Source organism: Pseudomonas sp. MIS38, assembly GCF_019891575.1.
Lineage (GTDB): Bacteria > Pseudomonadota > Gammaproteobacteria > Pseudomonadales > Pseudomonadaceae > Aquipseudomonas > Aquipseudomonas putida_A.
Genome location: NZ_JAFLXF010000005.1, coordinates 1 through 18,193, shown reverse-complemented (window position 1 = coordinate 18,193; position 18,193 = coordinate 1). Strand labels below are relative to the sequence as shown.

Genomic DNA, 18,193 nt, shown 5'->3' with positions numbered 1-18,193 from the left:
CCGGCAGCGATGTCCGGGCTTTTTCTTTGGGCGGCGTTCAGCCCCCGGGGTTGGTCACCTGAATGAACACTGCATAAGCTCCGAGCAGGATCCAGAACGTGGCGAAGATCCATGGCGTGCGCACCGAAAACAACAGCGACTTGCGATAGCCCTTGTGGCTCGACTCCATTTCACTGAACAGCGGCGACTCGTCGTAAGCCATGCCCATGATCGGCTCGCTGCGCAACAACTCGCTCTGCTTGTAGTGCCAGTGATCGATGATGTCGTACGCCGCACGAATCCCCGGCCAGGCGTTGAGCGAACTGAGCAGCCCGAGCAGTGCGAGAAACGGCGGCACCACCAGCGTGAACAGCTTGCCCCACTCGGGGTTGAGGTTGGCCATGCACGAAGCGAAGGCAATCACCAGAAACGACTGCGCCGCGAGATAGGCATCGGTGCGATTGGCGAGGATGCTGGTTTCGTACTGGATTTCCTTGCGATAGAAATCCAGCCGTTCCTTAGGTGAGCCGAACATCTTGGCATCGTGTTCGGTCAGGTGCTCTTCAGCGCTGGGCTGAGTCAGTATGCGGGGCAAGGGACGCGCACTCCGTGGCGGGGAAACCTTTTAGAAGGCCCTCGCCACTGACAAGTTCAGGCGGATTCACTTCATCGACTGCGCGATGATTTCCACCAGGTTGAGCTGGGTGAATGGCTTGGGCAGACGCGGCAATTGCGCGGCAAAGCCTTCCAGACGTTCGGCGTAACCGGTGGCCAGAATGATCGGCAGATCCGGCTTGAGCAAACGCACCGCATGCGCCAGTTGCGCGCCGCTCATCTGCGGCATGGCCATGTCGGTGATCATCAGGTCGATGACTTCGCCCTGCTCGAACAACGCCAGCGCCTTGGCACCGGACGTGGCGCTGATCACGCGATGGCCAAGGTCTTCGAGCAGCAGCGTGGTGCTGGTCATCACCAGCGAATCGTCGTCCACCACCAGCACGCTGAGGCGCGGCACCAACACCGGTTTGACCGCCGGGTAGAGGTTTTTTGCCGTCTCCCCGGCCAGCGCCACCGGTATCCACATTTCAGCGCGGGTGCCATGGCCTTTTTCGCTCTTGAGAATGAAACGGCCGCCCAGTTGCTCGATAAAGCCATGCACCATCGACAGGCCCAGCCCGGTGCCCTTGCCCACGCCCTTGGTGGTGAAAAACGGATCCCTGGCCGAACCCAGCGTGGCTTCGTCCATGCCCTCACCCGTGTCGATCACGCTCAGGCACACATAGCGTCCCGCCGCCATTGACGAATGGCTTTGCTCAAGCACGACTTCCGGCTGCGCGCAAATGCACAGGCTGCCACCGTCGGCCATGGCGTCGCGGGCGTTGGTCGCCAGATTGAGCAACGCCAGTTCCAGTTGGTTGCTGTCGGCCAGCACCGGTTGCAGATCCTCGGGAAAGCGTGTCTCGATGCGAATCCCGGGGCCGATCGAGCTGCGCAACAGCCCAGTGATGCCTTGCACCAGTTGCGGGATATCGACCGGCTCGGTCTTGAGTTCCTGACGGCGGGCGAAGGCCAGCATGCGTTGGGTCAGCGATACGCCACGCAATGCACCCTGCGTGGCGTTTTCCAGCAGACGACTGTTTTTCGGGTCGTCACCGATGCGTTTTTGCAGAATCTCCAGATTGCCCAGAATCACCGTCAGCAGATTGTTGAAGTCATGGGCGATGCCGCCGCTGAGCTGACCGATGGCCTGCATCTTCTGCGCCTGAAACAGCGCTTCGCGGGTCTTTTCCAGCGCCACTTGCGACTCATGGGCTTCGGTGACATCGCGGGTGATCTTGGCAAACCCGAGCAGCGTGCCGGTTTCGCCGCGAATGGCATCGACCACCACGTGGGCCAGAAACCGCGTGCCATCCTTGCGCATGCGCCAGCTCTTGTTCTCGAAACGGCCCTCGCGGGTGGCAATCTCCAGCGCCCGTTGCGGTTCGCCGGCCACACGGTCTTCCGGGGTGTAGAAAATCGAAAAATGCTGGCCGATGATTTCTTCCGGCTGGTACCCCTTGATCCGCTGGGCGCCCTGATTCCAGTTGCTCACACGACCTTCGGGGCTGAGCATGTAGATCGCATAATCGGTGACACCCTGCACCAGCAGGCGAAACTGCTGTTCGCTTTGCTTGAGGGTTTCCTCGGCCATCTTGCGGTCGGTCAGGTCACGGGTGATCTTGGCATAGCCGAGCACTTTGCCGTTGGGATCAATGATCGGATCGATGACCACATGGCACCAGAAACTGGTGCCATCCTTGCGCACCCGCCAGCCTTCGCCTTCGAACCGTCCTTCGTGCAGCGCCGTGTCGAGCGCACGTTGCGGCAGGCCAGCCGCACGATCATCGGCGGTATAGAAGCGCGAGAAATGCTCGCCGAGAATTTCCGCCTCTTCGTAGCCCTTGAAGCGTTTGGCGCCGGAGTTCCAGCTGGTGATGATGCCGTCCGGGTCGATCATGTAAATCGCATAATCGACCACCGCATCGATCAGCAGACGAAAACGCATCTGCTCGATCGCGGCAGTTTTGCTCGGGTTGTCACTCATCAGATTCACCGCTGGTTTTCATTAGCGCAAGTATGCGGCAATCCGGCGCCATGGGAAGGTGCAAACGCGCCTCTATTCACGGCATGATCAATGGGTTGATTGAGGACGAGTCGGTGCCGAGCGACCACCAGCGTGGCAGCAGTTGCTGAATGCGCGGTTCGGCGAAGCGGTCATCGATCAGCATCACCACGCCACGATCTTCACGGGTGCGGATCACCCGCCCGGCGGCCTGCACCACTTTCTGCACGCCCGGATACAGATAGGTGTAGTCGTAACCGGCGCCGAAAATCGCCGCCATGCGCCGTTTCAACTGTTCGTTGACCGGGTTGAGCTGGGCCAGCCCCAGGGTCGCAATGAACGCGCCGATCAGCCGTGCTCCGGGCAAGTCGATGCCCTCGCCAAACGCACCGCCCAACACGGCGAAGCCAATGCCCTGACTGTCGGCGGTGAACTGATCGAGAAACGCCTGCCGCTGTCCTTCGGCCATGCCCCGGGACTGCTGCCACAGATTGATCTGCGGATGGCGTTCGGCGAGCAGCGTCAGCACTTGTTGCAGGTAATCGAAGCTGCTGAAGAACGCCAGGTAATTGCCCGGGCGCTCGCTGAACTGGCGGGCGATCAGCTCGACGATCGGTTCCAGCGACGCCTGGCGATGATTGAAGCGCGTGGAGATACGGCTGACGATCTGCACTTGCAGCTGTTCGGCGCTGAAGGGTGATTCGACGTCTATGCATACCGTGTCGGCGGGCGTGCCGAGCAGATCGGCGTAATAGCGTCGCGGGCTCAGCGTCGCCGAGAACAACACGCTGCTGCGCGCCGCTTTCAGGCGCGGGCCGATGAACGCCGCCGGCACCACGTTGCGCAGGCACAACTGCGACAGCGGCCGCTTGCGCTCAAGGTCGCGCTTGCTGATGTCGAACAGGTAATGCTCGTCGAACAGCTCCGCCACCCGGCCGAACTGCAGCATGTCGAAGTAGAAGGTTTGCAGTGCGCTGTCGAGTCCCTGCGGATGATCATTGAGGTAGTCGCCGATGGCCGCACTGCACAGCGACACCGCTTGCAGCAGCTTCTCCGGGGCCTTGTCGTAGGCCTGATACGGCGCCAGTTGCGGCTGATGCAGCGCGTTCCATTCACGGTTGACCCGTTGCAGGGATTTTTTCAGCACTTCGGGGGCAGTCTTGCGCACACTGGCCAGCGCGGCCTGATCGAGACTGGCGCTGTACATCGAACGCCCACGTTCGACCAGGTTGTGCGCTTCATCCGCCAGCACCGCAACCTTCCACTGGTTAAGCTGAGCGAGGCCGAACAGCAGCGCGCTGAAATCGAAGTAATAGTTGTAGTCCGCCACCACCACATCGGCCCAGCGGGCCATTTCCTGGCTCAGGTAGTACGGGCAAACCGTGTGCTCACGGGCCACTTCGCGCATCGCCGCCTGATCGAGCAGATTGATCCGGCTGGCCGCTTGCCGGGCGGCGGGCAGGCGATCATAAAAGCCCTGGGCCAACGGGCAGGACTCACCGTGACAGGCTTTGTCCGGGTGTTCGCAGGCCTTGTCGCGGGCGACCATCTCCAGCACCCGCAGCGGCAAGCGTTCAGACTGATCGAACAACACCTGACTGGCATCCAGCGCCAGTTTGCGCCCCGGGGTCTTGGCGGTCAGGAAGAACACCTTGTCCAGTTGCTGCGGCGCCAGCGCCTTGAGCATCGGGAACAGCGTGCCGAGGGTTTTACCGATCCCGGTGGGCGCCTGGGCCATCAGGCAGCGGCCGGTGCTGACCGCTTTGAACACCGATTCGGCCAGATGCCGCTGGCCGGGGCGAAAGTCGGCGTGGGGAAAGCTCAATTGCTGCGCGGCCAGATTGCGCGCCTCGCGATGGGCCATTTCTTGCTCGGCCCAGTTCAGGAACAACCGGCATTGCTGTTCGAAAAAATCCTGCAAGGCTGGAGCATTGAAGGACTCGACCAGACAGGTTTCCTTTTCGCTGACGATGTCGAAATACACCAGCGCCAGATTGATCTGCGCAAGCTCCAGCTTGCGACACATCAGCCAGCCGTAGATTTTCGCCTGCGCCCAATGCAACTGCCGATGGTTGGCCGGTTGCCTGCTCAGGTCACCGCGATAGGTTTTGACTTCTTCCAGACAGTTCTGCGCCGGGTCATAGCCGTCCGCCCTGCCCCTGACCTTCAACTGCAGAAACTCGCCTTCCAGTGCCACCTCGCTTTGGTATTTGTCGTTGCGCCGCGAGGCCACGGTGCGGTGCCCGAGCATGCCTTCGAGGGCTGTCGGCGAAGGGGTAAAACGCAGGTCGAGGTCGCCGGTCTTGGCGGTGAACTCGCACAGCGCGCGGACGGCAATGCTGTAGCTCAAGCGCTCTGCTCCGCCCATTGCACGTAGCACACGGCGACCGGCATCTGGTGTTGGTGGCAAAATTCCAGCCAGCGCAGTTGGTTGTCCTGCAAGCGGTCACCGGGGCCTTTGACTTCGATCATGCGGTAGGTCTTGTGCTGCGGCCAGAACTGGATCAGATCCGGCATGCCGGCGCGATTGGCCTTGATGTCGAGCAGCAGGCGATTGAACCATTGCTTGAGGTGTTCCGCCGGCAAACACGCCAGCGCCTGCTCCAGCAGTTGCTCATTCAACGCGCCCCAGAACACGAACGGCGACTGCACGCCCCATTTGGCGGCGAAGCGCTCACGAATGGTCGCCGCATAACGGCCGTCGTCGAGTTGGTCGAGGCAAGCCTGAAACAGTTCGGCGCGGCGTTGCTGAAAGTCTTCGTTGAGCAGATCCACCGGCCCGCGCTGAAACGGATGAAAGAACGCTCCCGGCAGCGGCGCAAAAATCGCCGGCCAGCACAACAGGCCGAACAGCGAGTTGATCAGGCTGTTCTCGACGTAGTGCACCGGGCCGCTGTCTTCGTGCAAATGCGCCTGCACGTAAAACTCCACTGACAATCCCGGATCAGTGCGCGGCAGTTGCAGATCAAGGCGCTCGACCGGGCGTGGCGTTGCCCGTTTGAGCGGTGGCCCGCCGAGTTTGCGTCGCAGCCGTGGCAGCATCCGTTGCAGACTCTGCTGCTCCGCAGCGCTTTCCGGCGCCTGTTCGGCGAGGCTGGCGAGCTCCAGCGCCAGTGCGTATTCGCCACAGCGCTCCAGCACGCGGATCATTCGCTGACGGGCGCCGGGGTAGGCGCAATCGCGGTAAATGCTCAGCGCCAGGGCGAACTCAGTGATGCGCTCGCAATACTGGCCGATCTGGAACAGCACCTTGCCACGCCGCCGTTGCAGCCACGGGTTGTCGAACTGCAGCGCGCTGACCTGCTCGACAATGGGCTCCAACGGTTCACCGGCTTCGAAACGCTGTTGACACTGATGCAGGAACAGGCAGGCGTCAACGTCCTCTCGACTGCGCAGACCACGGGAGTCGGCGCAGAACTCGACTTTTTCGTAGGTAAAGATCCCGAGGTCGGCGAGGACGAATTCCGACCAGTCCTGATACAGGTTGCCGAAGAACATCAGACGCAGGCGGTCGCACAGGTCCATGATGGTCAGGCTGAGCAAGCGGTCGCCGAGCGTCGGTGCCCAATCGGAGAGGCTGCGCGACTCGCTGAATTGCTCGGCGAGCGCCGGCAGCCAGTCGTCCTTGCGGCCCTTGGGTTGCTCGATAAAGCTGCCGAACGCCTGCAGCAGTTCAGCCTTGAGCAACACGTCGAAAACTTCGGGCATGCTCAACAAAGCCTGATCGTCGAGCCAGCCGTGACGCAACAACGGCTGCGCGGCGTTGCTGATGTCCCCGATTTCCGGGTAGTTGAGTTTGCCGAAGCGGAAATGCACGCCCTTGCGCATTATCATGCGCACCAGCAAACCCTGCGAAGCGCGTGACAAGGCCTTGAAGTCGCGGATAAAGCCGTGCTCGGATTCGCTCATCACATCGGCATAGCGAAGTTCAAGCCAATCAAGCACTTGCCGGAAGTTGTTGAGGTAATAGAACGGATTGTCGAGCGGGTTGGCAGTCACGGGAATTCAGGGCCATGGCGAGCGAATACTGGTTATGCGTACAGATACCAGCTCTGCCCCGTCGCGTGCAAACGGAAAAAGATCAGTGGCAGCGGCAATCGGGATTTTTTCAGGGTGCCATCGAACTTTTCCCGGTTCGATGGCACCAACCGCGTTAGAGACCGAAGTCGGTCAATTGATATGGAATGAGGTATTTGAGGTGGGTATGAACATCAAGACTCTGGGTCTTCCCCTGGCGGTAGCGGCCCTGCTGACATTGGGCGGCTGCTCGACGCCGACGGTGGTCACCTTGCAGAACGGCACCCAGTATTTGACCAAGGACATGCCGAAAACCAAGAACAAGGACGGGTTCTATGAGTTCGAGGATATTTCCGGAACCAAGGTGAAAGTCCGCGGCGACGAGGTCGCGACGGTGCGCAAAGAAGACTGACCACCCGATAACCCTGTAGGAGCTGCCGAAGGCTGCGATCTTTTGACTTTGTTTTTCAAGATCAAAATCAAAAGATCGCAGCCTGCGGCAGCTCCTACAGGGGAAGTTTTATCCGCCTGGGTTATTCGAAAGCAGGCAGACCCACAATGCTGTGATCACAGCTGAAATACTGCTCACCGCGCCGCGCCAGCTCCGCTTGCAGACGCCGGCAGCGCTCCAGATCCTGTTGGGTCATGCGGTCAATGCTCAGATTGCCAGTGGCTTGCGCTTGTTTGTCATCACCGCGCCGAAACGTCACGAACGGCTGTTCGGGCTGAATCTGAAACAGGCTTTTCTCTTCCATCGGCTCGACCACTTCAGTCTTTTCCGGTTTCGGCAGTTGATCGCTGCTGATGCCGTAGCGGCTCAGAATCGAGGTTTGAGGCAGATCGGCCCAGGCATTGGCCGATAACAGCGCCAGTCCGACAATCCCGACATACCCCTTGAACCTTTTCACGTGTGCATCTCCTGTACTCGATGGCGGCTGGCTATAGAACGTGTGTGCACGTGCTGGCTTTAGGCCGCTTTTGCTGTTTGCAGAGCTTTTGAGTCAGGGTGTGGCTGTTGAGTCACTTTTGATACCGAGTTGTGGCGAGGGAGCTTGCTCCCGCTTGAGCGCGTAGCGCTCACAAAATCTTCAGGGCCGCTTCGCGACCCAGCGGGAGCAAGCTCCCTCGCCACAGGTTACGGATGCATCAGGCGATCACAATTCCATCGGCACTGAGGCTATTCAGCGCCACCCCAACCAATGTCACCGAATCCCCGCCAAACTTCAGCACCGTGTCCTGCCCCACCATCGAGGCATGCGCGCGGAAGTCATCATTGGGCAACACACCCTGGACGCCAAGGAACACCAGTTTGTCGTTCGACGTAAAACCCACCACCCGATCCTGACCGAACGCGCCGTTGAACAGGAACGTATCCGCCCCGCCCCCCGATTCCATCAGGTCATTACCGGCGCCACCGACAAACACATCATTGCCGACGCCGCCAATCAAATGATCGTTGCCATCCAGACCAAACAACCAGTCACCGCCGGCATGCGCCTTGAGCGTATCGGCGCCATTGGTGCCCTTCACGCTGGACTCATACTGAGTGACGTTGCTGCCGACCTTCAGACCGCTGGCCGTGACGCTGTGGGTCACGTCGTCCTTGAACAGCCCCCAGAGAAAGCCCGGCTCCTTGGTGACGATGCTACCGATGTCGCGGGTGATGCTGATCCCGCCGTTGGCGTCGCGCACGTACAGATTGCCGGCGCCGTCGTTGGCGAAGTCGAAGGTGTTCACCGACTTCTGCAAATCGAGGGTGTTGTTGCCGGCGCCACCGAGAATCACGTTGTAGCCACCACCGTCACGGAAAGTGTCATTGCCGGCGCGACCTTCGAGGTAGTCGTTGCCGCTGCCGCCCTGGATCAGGTCATTACTGTCACTGCCGATGATGAACGTGCTGCCCTTGTGGGTTTCGGCGTTGCGGTTCAGATCCTGCACCCAGGTGTTGGCCCGCGCCGGGTCCGACAGGTTGGCGACGATGATCGTCGAGTCCTTGCTGGTCAGGTCGTAGAACTTCGACTCGATGATGCGGTTCATGCCGTCGCCGTAAGCGGTCGGCAGATGCGAGATCCAGGTCGGGATATTGAGAATCGAGAACGGCAGCAGATTCCACGCGGTCGAGGCGTAGTGATCGTTGAAGCTGACGATGTTGTCGGTGGCCGATTCCTTGGGCGCGTCGTGCACGCCGACCGAGGCGCCGGTGAAGGTCGAGCCGTCGAGGGCGCGGAACACCGGATCGTTTTCGTAACCGACGTTGAGCACTTTGTCGGTGCTGCTCTGGGTCGGCGAGGCGTAGGCGATGTAGTTGGAATCGGCGAAGAATCCGCCCCACTTGCCGCCACTCAGGTCAGCCATGCTGTTGACCGCCAACCCGCCGAGGCTGTGGCCGCTGACCAGCACGTCCTTGCCGCTGAGGCCGTTGGCCTTGGCGAACGCCACCACGTCATTCAGTAGATTGCCGAACGCTTCGCCGACGTAATTCTTGGCGTAGTCCTTGGGACCGAACGCTGCCAGCAGGTCGTTGATCACGTCGCCGATGGAATCGAGGATCAGGTTTTCCCGCGGGCCGCTGGTGCCGCGAAAGGCGATGCCGATTTCCGTGAGATGGCCCTGGGCGTCGTACTTGCCGAGGATTTCCACCTGAGCGGTGGTGTAACCGGCCTTCTCACCGAAGAAGGTTCCGCGCGCGTCGGTCTTGCCGTCGTAGCCCAGTTGCGAGGCGGTGATCGGTGTCCAGCCAGCTTTTTTCACGGCGTCAAGGGCGAGTTTTTCCGAGTCGGGGTTCCACGGAATACCGGGAATCACCCCTTGCGAATCAGTACCGCCGAGCAGTGCGGTGACCAACGTGGCCGGCAGGCCGAGGCCGAAGCCGTTGTGCTGATAACCGGCGGCAAAGCCGTTATCGAGGTTGTGGTAGGAATACAGCGTGATCGCCATGGCATCGCTGAACAGCGCCTTGGAATCGGCTGTGCCGAAGTTCTTGTAGTCATACACACCCATTGCTATTGCCTCTCTTTTGTTGGAATTGTCAGAGATAGCTCACAGCCAGGGCGCCCCTCACGGGCACGCCCCGGAGCATTTCAGTACTACTTGCATTGCTTTTAACTGTAGGAGTGAGCCTGCTCGCGATGAGACCGTGTCAGGCAACATGGATGGAGACTGACTGACCGCGATCGCGAGCAGGCTCACTCCTACAGGGTTTGTCTTAACAAGGAGCTAGGCGAACACGAACGCCGAGTCCGACAGGTTAGCCACTCCCACCCCGACCAGGGTCACGGCATATTCGCCAATCTTCAGCACGGTATCGGCCCCCGACTGCACAGCATGCTGCTTGTAGTCGTAGCCCTGCCCCGCGCCTTCGACGCCCATGAACACCAGTTTGTCGCTGCCCTGGTAACCATTGATTGCATCAAAACCGAACGCGCCGCTGAACAGGAAGGTGTTGTTGCCACCCACCGCCGTCATCACGTCGTTGCCGGCGCCGCCGACGAAGGTTACGTGGCCCTTGTCGCTGATCAGCTTGTCATCGCCACCCAGCCCGAACAGCCAGTCACCCTCGGCGCTGGCGTGTAATGCGTTGCCATACGCATGGCCGTTGAGCGAATGGGTGTACTGGGTCAGTTCGCTGCCATTGGTCAAACCCTTGGCCGTGACACCCCAGGTGATTTCCTTGCTGCCCCACCACGAACCCGACTCCTTGCTCACCAGCGCGCCGATGTCGCGGGTCATGCTGATGCCGCCGTAGGCGTCGCGCACGTACAGCGTGCCGTCACCGTCGTTGGCGAAGCTGAAGTTCTGCAGCGGTTTCTGCAGCTCGAAGGTGTTGTGGCCCTGGCCACCGAGGAGGATGTTGAAACCACCGTCATCGCGGAAGCGGTCATCGCCGCCCAGGCCTTCGAGGAAGTCGTTACCCGCCCCGCCCTTGAGCCAGTCGTTGCTGTTGGTACCGATGATGAAGGTGCTACCGGTGTGCGGCTCGCCGCTGCGCCCCAGATCCTCGACCCAGGTCTTGCCCCGGGACGATTCCTCAAGGTTGGAGACGATGAGGGTCGAGTCCTTGAGCGTGAGGTTGTAGAACTTCGAATCGATCACCCGGTTCAAGCCATCGGCATACCCGAGCGAGCTATGGGCCGACCAGTTCAGCGGATTGACGATGCTGAACGGCACCAGGTTCTGCGCGGTGGACGCATAGTTGTCGGTGAAGTTGACGATGTTGTCGGTGGTCGACTCATGCGCCCCGTCGTGCTTGCCCAGCGACCCGCTGCTGAACGTGGTGCCGTCCAACGCACGGAACACCGGATCGTTTTCGTAACCGATGTTCAGCACGTTATTGCCGGTGCTGCTCTGGGTCGGCGAAGCGAACGCGATGTAGTTGGCATCCTTGAAGAAACCGCCCCAGTTGCTGGCACTCAACTCGGCCACGCTGTTGACCCCTAGCCCGCCGAGGCTGTGGCCGCTGAACAGCACGTCCTTGGCGGCGATGCCGTTGGCGATGGCAAACGCGGCAACGGACTTGAGCAGGTTGTCGAAGGCATTTTTCGCGTAGTTGCTCGCGTAATCCGACGGCCCGATGGCGGCCAGCAGGTTGTTCTTCATGTCGCCGAAGGTGTCGCTGTAACCCAGCCCGCCGGTGCCGCGAAAGGCCACGCCGATGCCGATCAGCTTGCCGCCGGCGTCGTACTTGCCGAGCACCTCGGCCTCGGCGCTGGTGAAGCCGTCCTTCTCGCCGAAGAACGTGCCTTGGGCGCCGACCTTGCCCTGATAACCCAGCGCCGCGGTGCTGAGCGGTTTCCAGGCGGTGGCCGGCAACGGCTGGCCGGTTGGCGTGTAGGCATACAGCGTCAGTGCGATGGCATCGCTGTACAACGCTTTGCCGTCGGCATTTTTATAATCGAACAATCCCATGTTGTGCTCTCTCTTCCTTCAAAACCGGCAGCCCCCAAGGGACTGCCGGCACGCTTTTAGAACTGCCAGTCGAGGGTCAGACCCACACCGTGGTCCTTCTCGTTGTTACCGATCAGTCCGTTGTAGTCCAGGTTGACCCGGACATCGCGATTGAGCGCCAGCCCGGCGCGTACGCCGACCACCGCCGCATCACGATCCATCGACACACTCTGCACAGTGAAGGCGCTGTTGCCATTGGCGAAGGCCAGGTGGCTGTCAGCATCGACACTGCTCAGGTTGTGCTGCCAGCCGAGGGTCGCGCCCAGTTCCAACCGATGTTTGTCCGACAGCGCGAAGCTGCGCTTGGCACGCACACCAAGGGTCGACAGCACCACGTCGCGGTTGTCTTCGCCGCTCTTGAGCGCCGCAGCATCACCCTTCTCGGTGAAGCTGTCGGTGTTCAAGTGCACGTACGACAGGTTGGCGAACGGCTCCAGATTCAACGGTTGCAGGCGCAGATCGTAAGCCGCTTCGGTGAACACCTGAGTGGTCGCCGCATCGTGCTTGGTTTTCTCTTTGCCATTGACGCCCGCGAACTGCAGATCACGCTTCACATCCACGCGATGCCAGCTGTAAGCCGCACCGGCGGTCAGACGCAGCGCATCAATCTGATGCCCCAGGTACGCACCCAGGTGGTAGCTGTCGACCGAGGCCGACGAATGCGTGTCGCTGCCCATGTTCAACGAGCTGTCGCTATAACCGGTAACGAAACCCAGACGCGTATCTTCAGCAATCAAACCGTCGACACCGGCCAGCAGCCCGCCAATGGAGCTGTTGGAGTCGGCGTTTTCATGGCCGCCATCGCTCTTGCCCCACGACCCCAGCACCTTGACCCAGGCGTTGCTGCGGTCGTCGGTCGGTGCGTCGGCATTGAACAGATCACGCTCACGCAGACGCTCGCCCACCGCTTCACGCAGGTAGCGACTGTCGTTGATCAGCATCGTCCCAATGGCGGGATGAATCTCGCCGGACAGTTGCTGGAAGGCTTGTTGCGCCGAGGCCGCATTCGGCGAAAGCAGCAGGGTTTCGAACAGCGCATTGCCCGCGCCCAGACCCTCGGCAGCCGCGCCAACCGCACGCTGGTTCGGCGTCAGGCCGACACTGGCGAACGACGCGCCGTTGCGCCCGACGTCCAGTTGCACGCCGTTTGCCGAGTACGCCAGGGTGCCGCCGAGGAACGCGTAGTTCGGCAGCACTTGCCCGAACTGTCCTTGGATGCCACCGGCCGCTTGCAGGATGTTGAACTGCGAACCCAGCAGGCTCTTCACTTCAGTCGTCGTCAGCAAGGTCGGGCTGTTTTCCAGCGACAGACTGACCGTGGCGCCATCGATCACCGCTTTGCCACCAGCAACGATCTTGTCGCTGCTGGTCGGCGAGACTTCCACCGCGTAGGTCGAACCGCGCTCGAAGGTCACGTCACCGGCGACGTTCAGCGTGCCGATCGAGTTGCCCGGGGCGACGGTACCGCCGCTTTTCGCGGTCAGTGCACCGATGCGGCCGTTACCGCCGAGGATGCCGCTGTCGTTGACCGTGACCGCCGAAGCCAGCGAGCCATTGATCGCCAGACGCCCCTGATTGACCAGAGTCGGGCCGCTGTAGGTGTTGTTGCCGGTCAGCACCAGCGTGCCGATGCCCTGCTTGGTCAGGCCGCCGTGACCGGAAATGTCGTTGCGCCAGGTGTCGAGGCCGCAAGTGATGTCGGTGCACAGGCGCTCGGTCGGTTTGCCCTTGTCGATGATCGCGCCGATGCCCGGCAAGTCCGCGACAAACTGCCCGGAACCGTAGGCCCCCTGAATGCGGAACTCTTCCGGGATGTCCTGCTCGGTGACGAACATCGCCGGGCCGTCGATGCCTTTGCGCAGGTTGATCATGCCCCAGCCGTACAAGGCGTCGACGCCCGGTGCGCCGAGGTCGGTGGCGGTGGTACGCAGCACCGTGGCGACCTGATCGCCCGTCATGTACGGGAAGCGCTCCATCAACACCGCCATCGAGCCCGCCACATGCGGTGCGGCCATCGAGGTGCCGTTGTAGTTCTTGTAGCCGGTGGTCAGGTTATCGGCGTTGGTGCCGCTGATGATCGAGCTGTAGATCTGCGTGCCCGGCGCCGAGACGCAGAAGCTCGCGGTGTAGCCGCAGCGCGAGGAAAACGTACTCATGATGTACGGATTGGCGCTGGCCAGATCCGGGTTCTTCTGCAACGCGGCGACGGTGATCCAGTTCGGCGCGATGTCCGGCACGAAGTAGCCGAGGCCGGCGATGGCGTCCGGGTTGTTCAGGTTGTAATCGTTACCGGCGGCGAAGATCGTCACGATGCCGCTGCGGGCGGCGGCGATGGCGCCGTCGTAGGCGCCGCCGGGCTTGGTGCCGAGCAGTGTGCGGATCTCGTTGAACTGCACTTGCGCGTCGTTGACGGTGAAGTGCGGATACGCCGGGTCGCGGCCGCCGAGGTCGAAACGGTCAGTGATGCCGATGCCCCAGCTGTTGTTGATGATCCGCGCGCCACTGGCGATCAGCGCATCCCAACCGGCCTTGTACACCGCGCCGTCGTTGCCACGGACGATGCCGTCTTCCGGGCCCGGGTCGCCGTTATCCGCGCTGATGATCTGCGCACCGAACGCCACGCCGTGCATCGGCCCGCCGTCACGGCTGCCGGCAGCGATGCCACCGACGTGGGTGCCGTGGGCACCGAGCTTGCCGTCGGAACCGACCGAAGGCGAACCGTCATAGCGGAACGCGTCCCCGGCTTTGACCGGGATGTACGGGTCGGTGTATTCGCGGATCCCGCTGGTGACCAGGGTGATGACTTTATTGGCACCGGAGAACTCCGGGTGCGCGGCGTACACCGGCTGGTCAAAGATCCCCTGCTTCACGCCTTTACCGGTGTAACCGGCGGCGTAGGCGTAATCCGCGCCGATGGCGCCCAGGCCCCAGTCAGCCTTGAATTCGGCACTGCGCCAACTGGCGGGATCGCCAGTGCGGCCGCTTTCCACGTAAGGCGCCGCGTGCGCGGTGCCCCAGGTGGTCAGTGCGCAGAGCATGGCGCAATTGAGGGTTTTCATGGCGAAGCGACCGCCCGTTTGCGCGGGGGTTTTGTTGTTATTCATCCAGCGACCTTCCTTAGTGTTGTTGCGAAAAATCCGTGTACCAGGCCCACACCTGGGCATGGGAAATAACGCTTGTGGTGAGGGGATTTATCCCCGATGGGTCGCGAAGCGACCCCGAGCAGTTTCCAGTAACCGAGTTGTCCGGGTGAGCGACTGCTGCGCAGTCGATCGGGGATAAATCCCCTCGCCACAAGTGTGCGTTCACCTGACCTGCGGGGTTTGTTTCAGAACTGCCAATTCAGGCTCAACCCAACCCCATGACTCTTCTCGCGGTTAGCCAGTTGTCCGTTGTAATCGAGGTTGACCCGCACGTCCTTGCTCAACGCCAGGCTGGCTTGTACGCCGACCAGCGCCGCGTCACGCACCAATGCCGAACTCTCGACCGCGTACGGTGTGCTACCGCTGGCAAAGCGCAGATGCTGTTCGGCGTCGATGTCGCTGAGGCTGTGCTGCCAGCCGAGGTGGCCGCTGACGTCCAGTGCCTGTTGCGCCGACAAATTGAAGCGCTTAACCGCACGCACACCGAGGGTGCTGAGGACCGCATCACGCTGGTCGCCGGAGCTTTTCAGCGCCGCCGCGTCGCCCTTTTCCGTGAAGCCTTCGGTATCCAGATGCACGTAAGCGAGGTTGGCGAACGGCTCCAGTGCCAGCGGCTGCAGGTTCAGCCGGTAAGCCGCTTCACCGAAAACCTGCGTGGTCGCCGCATCGACCTTGGCTTTCTGTTTGGCGCTGACGTCACCGTATTGCAGATCGCGCTTCACATCGGCGCGATGCCAGCTGTAGGCCGCGCCAGTGCTCAGGCGCCAGGCGCCGATGTCATGACCGGCGTAAGCGCCGAGGTGATAGCTGTCGACCTTGGCCGACGAATGCGTGTCCGAGCCCATGTTCAGCGAGCTGTCGCTGTAACCGGTGACCAGACCGATGCGCGTCTGCTCGTCCAGCGCGCCGTCAACACCGGCGAGCAAACCGCCGATTGAGGTGCTGTAGCGCGAGGTGTCGTTACCTGAGTTGGTCGAACCCCAGGCGCCGAGGGCCTTGATCCAGCCATTGCTTTGCGTGGCGTTGGCATCGTGCAGACGCTCACCGACCGCGTCGCGCAACTGGCGGCTGTCATTGATCAGCATCGAGCCGAGCGCCGGGTAGATTTCGCCGCTCAATTGCTGGAAGGCTTGCTGCGCCGAGGCGGCAGACGCCGACAGCAGCAGGCTTTCGTACACCGAATTGCCGGCGCCGAGGCCTTCGACGGCGGCCGCCACCGCACGCTGATTCGGGGTCTGCCCGACGCTGGCGAACGAGGTGGCGTTGCGCTGAATGTCGAGCTGAATGGCGTTGGCCGTGTAGTCGAGGTTGCCGCCGATGAACAGGTAATCCGGCAGCACCGCGCCGAACTGGCCCTGAATGCCGCCGGCCGCTTGCAGAATGTCGTACGAATGGCCGAGCAGGCTGCGGGTTTCAGTGGTGCTGAGCAGGGTCGGACTGTTTTCCAGCGAAAGGCTGACCGTGGCACCGCTGATGCTCGCGACGCCGCCGGCGACGATGCGGTCGCTGCTGATCGGTGACAGCTCCACCGCGTAGGTCGAGCCCGGGGCGAAGGTCACGTCGCCGGCCACGTTCAAGGTGCCGATGGAGTTGCCCGGCGCTACGCGGCCGCCGCTGTTGGCGAGCAACGAGGCGATCCGCCCGGAACCGCCGAGGGTGCCGCTGTCGTTGACGGTCACCGCCGAGGCCAGCGAGCCATTGACGCTGAGCACGCCGCCATTGACCGTGGTCGGGCCACGGAAAGTGTTGTCGCCGGTCAGCAGCAAGCGCCCTGCCCCGGACTTGATCAGGCTGCCCTGATAGACCCGGGTCGCCGCTGCGGCATCACGCGCCATGCCCACCGCGTAGTCAGTCTGATCCTGCTGACTGGCGCCGGCCGGAATACCGTTCTGCCAGCCCTTGTCCTGCAGGGTTTGCTGCCAGGCGCTGTGTTCGGCGAGGTCTTCGCGCTGACGCTGAATCAATGCCTTGTCGGAGATGTCATTGCTCCAGACATCGCTTTGCCCGGCCGCCAGGTTGGCATCGAACGCGCCGAGCAATTGTCCCGGCCCGTGCATCGCCCGATTGAGGTTGGCCACGCCCCAGCCGACCCGCTCGGTCGGCGCATCGGTAACCGAGCCGTCGAGTTGCGTGGCGGTGGTCAGCAGCACTTCGAGCGCCTGCTGATTATTCATGTACGGGTAGCGTTCCATCACCAGCGCCAGTGCCCCGGTAGCGTGCGGCGCGGCCATCGAGGTGCCGGACTTGATTGCGTAATCGCCACCCGGAATGGTGCTGTCGATCTTCGCCCCCGGCGTGGTGATGCACCAGTATTTGGCGATGCCGCACTGGTTGTACTTCTGCTGATTGCTTTGGTCCAGCCCGGAGACTGCCAGCCAGTGGCCTTCGAGGTCCGGCTGAAAGTACGGCATCGCCGAGCGCACGCTGGCGTTCGGGTAGCCGCTGTTGCCGGCACTGAACACGTTGATCACGCCACGACGCGAGACGTCCGCCGCCGCGTCGAGCCAGGTGCCCTGATTCCAGTGCTGGGCGTAAGCGGCATGCAGATCGGCCAGGGTGCGATAGCTGACATCCGGCGGCTGACTGCCCCAACTGTTGTTGATTGCGCGCACGCCGGCAGCGGCCAGGGCGTCATACGCGGCTTTGAAATAACGCGGATCGGGTTTGGGGCCGAACAGAAAGCTGTCGTTGTTGTTGGTGTTGCCGACGAAGATCTGCGCGTTGTACGCCAAGCCGTGCATGCCGTTGCCGTCCCGGCTGGCGCCCATGGTGCCGACCACGTGGGTGCCGTGGGAATCGTTGTTGGGGTTGAGGGTGCCATTGACGTTGAACAGCGAGCCGTCGACGTAACTGCCGGAGGCCATTACCGGGTGATAGCGGTCACTGGCGAACTCGGGATGGGCGGCATCGAAGCCGGAGTCGAGAGCGCCGATCTTCACGCCTTTGCCGGTGATGCCGGCAGCGTAGGCCTGATCCGCCTGCATCCGCGCAAGGCCCCAGTCACGCTGGAATTCGGCGCTGCGCCAACTGGCGGGATCGCCGGGCTTGCCGGTTTCAAGGTACTGCGCATTGGCTTGCGCAATGGAAACTGCGAGCAACAGAGTGCCGACCGCTGCCGGCTTGATGCGTACTTCCATGTTCACCACTCACTTTTATTGTTTTATGCAGGTTCTTCTGCGGTGTAAAACCCTCACCCCAGCCCTCTCCCAGAGGGAGAGGGAGCCAATCCGGGTGTCTTGAGCCATGCATCGACCTGAGAAACCGAGTCGATTATGGATTCAGCACAGCTCACTCATATCGGTGCCCATCTGGAACATCCCCCATTCAGTCCCCTCTCCCTCTGGGAGAGGGAGCCAATCCGGGTGTCTTGAGCCATGCATCGACCTGAGAAACCGAGTCGATTATGGATTCAGCACCGCTCACTCATATCGGTGCCCATCTGGAACATCCCCCATTCAGTCCCCTCTCCCTCTGGGAGAGGGAGCCAATCCGGGTGTCTTGAGCCATG

The 18,193-nt window shown here is 61.8% G+C and carries 10 protein-coding genes; 1 reads left to right on the top strand and 9 read right to left on the bottom strand.

Going from position 1 to position 18,193, the window contains the following annotated elements; genetic code table 11:
- Nucleotides 1-37: 37 nt before the first annotated feature.
- The 4 genes from J1G18_RS08050 to J1G18_RS08035 all read right to left on the bottom strand — a co-directional run bounded on the left by J1G18_RS08050 (nucleotide 38) and on the right by J1G18_RS08035 (nucleotide 6,580).
- Nucleotides 38-574, bottom strand: coding sequence for a hypothetical protein (locus J1G18_RS08050; protein ID WP_047597231.1), 537 nt, complete (start codon nucleotides 572-574; stop codon nucleotides 38-40).
- Between the two features lie 66 nt (nucleotides 575-640).
- Nucleotides 641-2,563 (bottom strand): PAS domain-containing sensor histidine kinase, encoded by a 1,923-nt coding sequence (locus tag J1G18_RS08045; protein ID WP_135295852.1) that lies wholly within the window; start codon nucleotides 2,561-2,563, stop codon nucleotides 641-643.
- Nucleotides 2,564-2,639: 76 nt separating this feature from the next.
- Nucleotides 2,640-4,931 (bottom strand): ATP-dependent DNA helicase, encoded by a 2,292-nt coding sequence (locus J1G18_RS08040; RefSeq protein ID WP_223007416.1) that lies wholly within the window; start codon nucleotides 4,929-4,931, stop codon nucleotides 2,640-2,642.
- Complete coding sequence (locus J1G18_RS08035; RefSeq protein ID WP_223007415.1) at nucleotides 4,928-6,580, bottom strand: VRR-NUC domain-containing protein; 1,653 nt, start codon at nucleotides 6,578-6,580, stop codon at nucleotides 4,928-4,930. Before J1G18_RS08035 ends, J1G18_RS08040 begins: the two co-directional genes overlap by 4 nt.
- A 205-nt stretch (nucleotides 6,581-6,785) precedes the next feature.
- On the opposite strand from J1G18_RS08035, the gene J1G18_RS08030 reads away from it, so the two are divergent.
- Nucleotides 6,786-7,010: a YgdI/YgdR family lipoprotein gene (locus J1G18_RS08030; RefSeq protein WP_223007414.1), complete on the top strand. Its 225-nt coding sequence runs from the start codon at nucleotides 6,786-6,788 to the stop codon at nucleotides 7,008-7,010.
- A gap of 121 nt (nucleotides 7,011-7,131) precedes the next feature.
- On the opposite strand, the gene J1G18_RS08025 is transcribed toward J1G18_RS08030, so the two are convergent.
- The 5 genes from J1G18_RS08025 to J1G18_RS08005 form a co-directional block, all read right to left on the bottom strand.
- Nucleotides 7,132-7,506 carry a hypothetical protein gene (locus J1G18_RS08025; protein ID WP_223007413.1) on the bottom strand — a complete coding sequence of 125 codons (375 nt, stop codon included), beginning with the start codon at nucleotides 7,504-7,506 and terminating at the stop codon, nucleotides 7,132-7,134.
- Between the two features lie 238 nt (nucleotides 7,507-7,744).
- Entirely contained in the window at nucleotides 7,745-9,598 is a 1,854-nt protein-coding gene (locus J1G18_RS08020; protein ID WP_223007412.1) for a polyurethanase, read from the bottom strand.
- Between the two features lie 216 nt (nucleotides 9,599-9,814).
- A complete protein-coding gene (locus J1G18_RS08015; RefSeq protein WP_223007411.1) occupies nucleotides 9,815-11,503 on the bottom strand; it encodes a polyurethanase in 1,689 nt (562 codons plus the stop codon).
- 56 nt (nucleotides 11,504-11,559) lie between these two features.
- Nucleotides 11,560-14,646, bottom strand: coding sequence for an autotransporter serine protease (locus J1G18_RS08010; protein ID WP_223007410.1), 3,087 nt, complete (start codon nucleotides 14,644-14,646; stop codon nucleotides 11,560-11,562).
- 224 nt (nucleotides 14,647-14,870) lie between these two features.
- Entirely contained in the window at nucleotides 14,871-17,822 is a 2,952-nt protein-coding gene (locus tag J1G18_RS08005; RefSeq protein ID WP_223007409.1) for an autotransporter serine protease, read from the bottom strand.
- Between the last annotated feature and the right edge of the window lie 371 nt (nucleotides 17,823-18,193).

Coding starts and splice junctions, on each gene's coding strand:
- J1G18_RS08045 (WP_135295852.1), bottom strand. CDS start 2,563: ATGAGTGACAACCCGAGCAAAACTGCCGCGATCGAGCAGATGCGTTTT.
- J1G18_RS08030 (WP_223007414.1), top strand. CDS start 6,786: ATGAACATCAAGACTCTGGGTCTTCCCCTGGCGGTAGCGGCCCTGCTG.
- J1G18_RS08020 (WP_223007412.1), bottom strand. CDS start 9,598: ATGGGTGTGTATGACTACAAGAACTTCGGCACAGCCGATTCCAAGGCG.
- J1G18_RS08015 (WP_223007411.1), bottom strand. CDS start 11,503: ATGGGATTGTTCGATTATAAAAATGCCGACGGCAAAGCGTTGTACAGC.
- J1G18_RS08010 (WP_223007410.1), bottom strand. CDS start 14,646: ATGAATAACAACAAAACCCCCGCGCAAACGGGCGGTCGCTTCGCCATG.
- J1G18_RS08005 (WP_223007409.1), bottom strand. CDS start 17,822: ATGGAAGTACGCATCAAGCCGGCAGCGGTCGGCACTCTGTTGCTCGCA.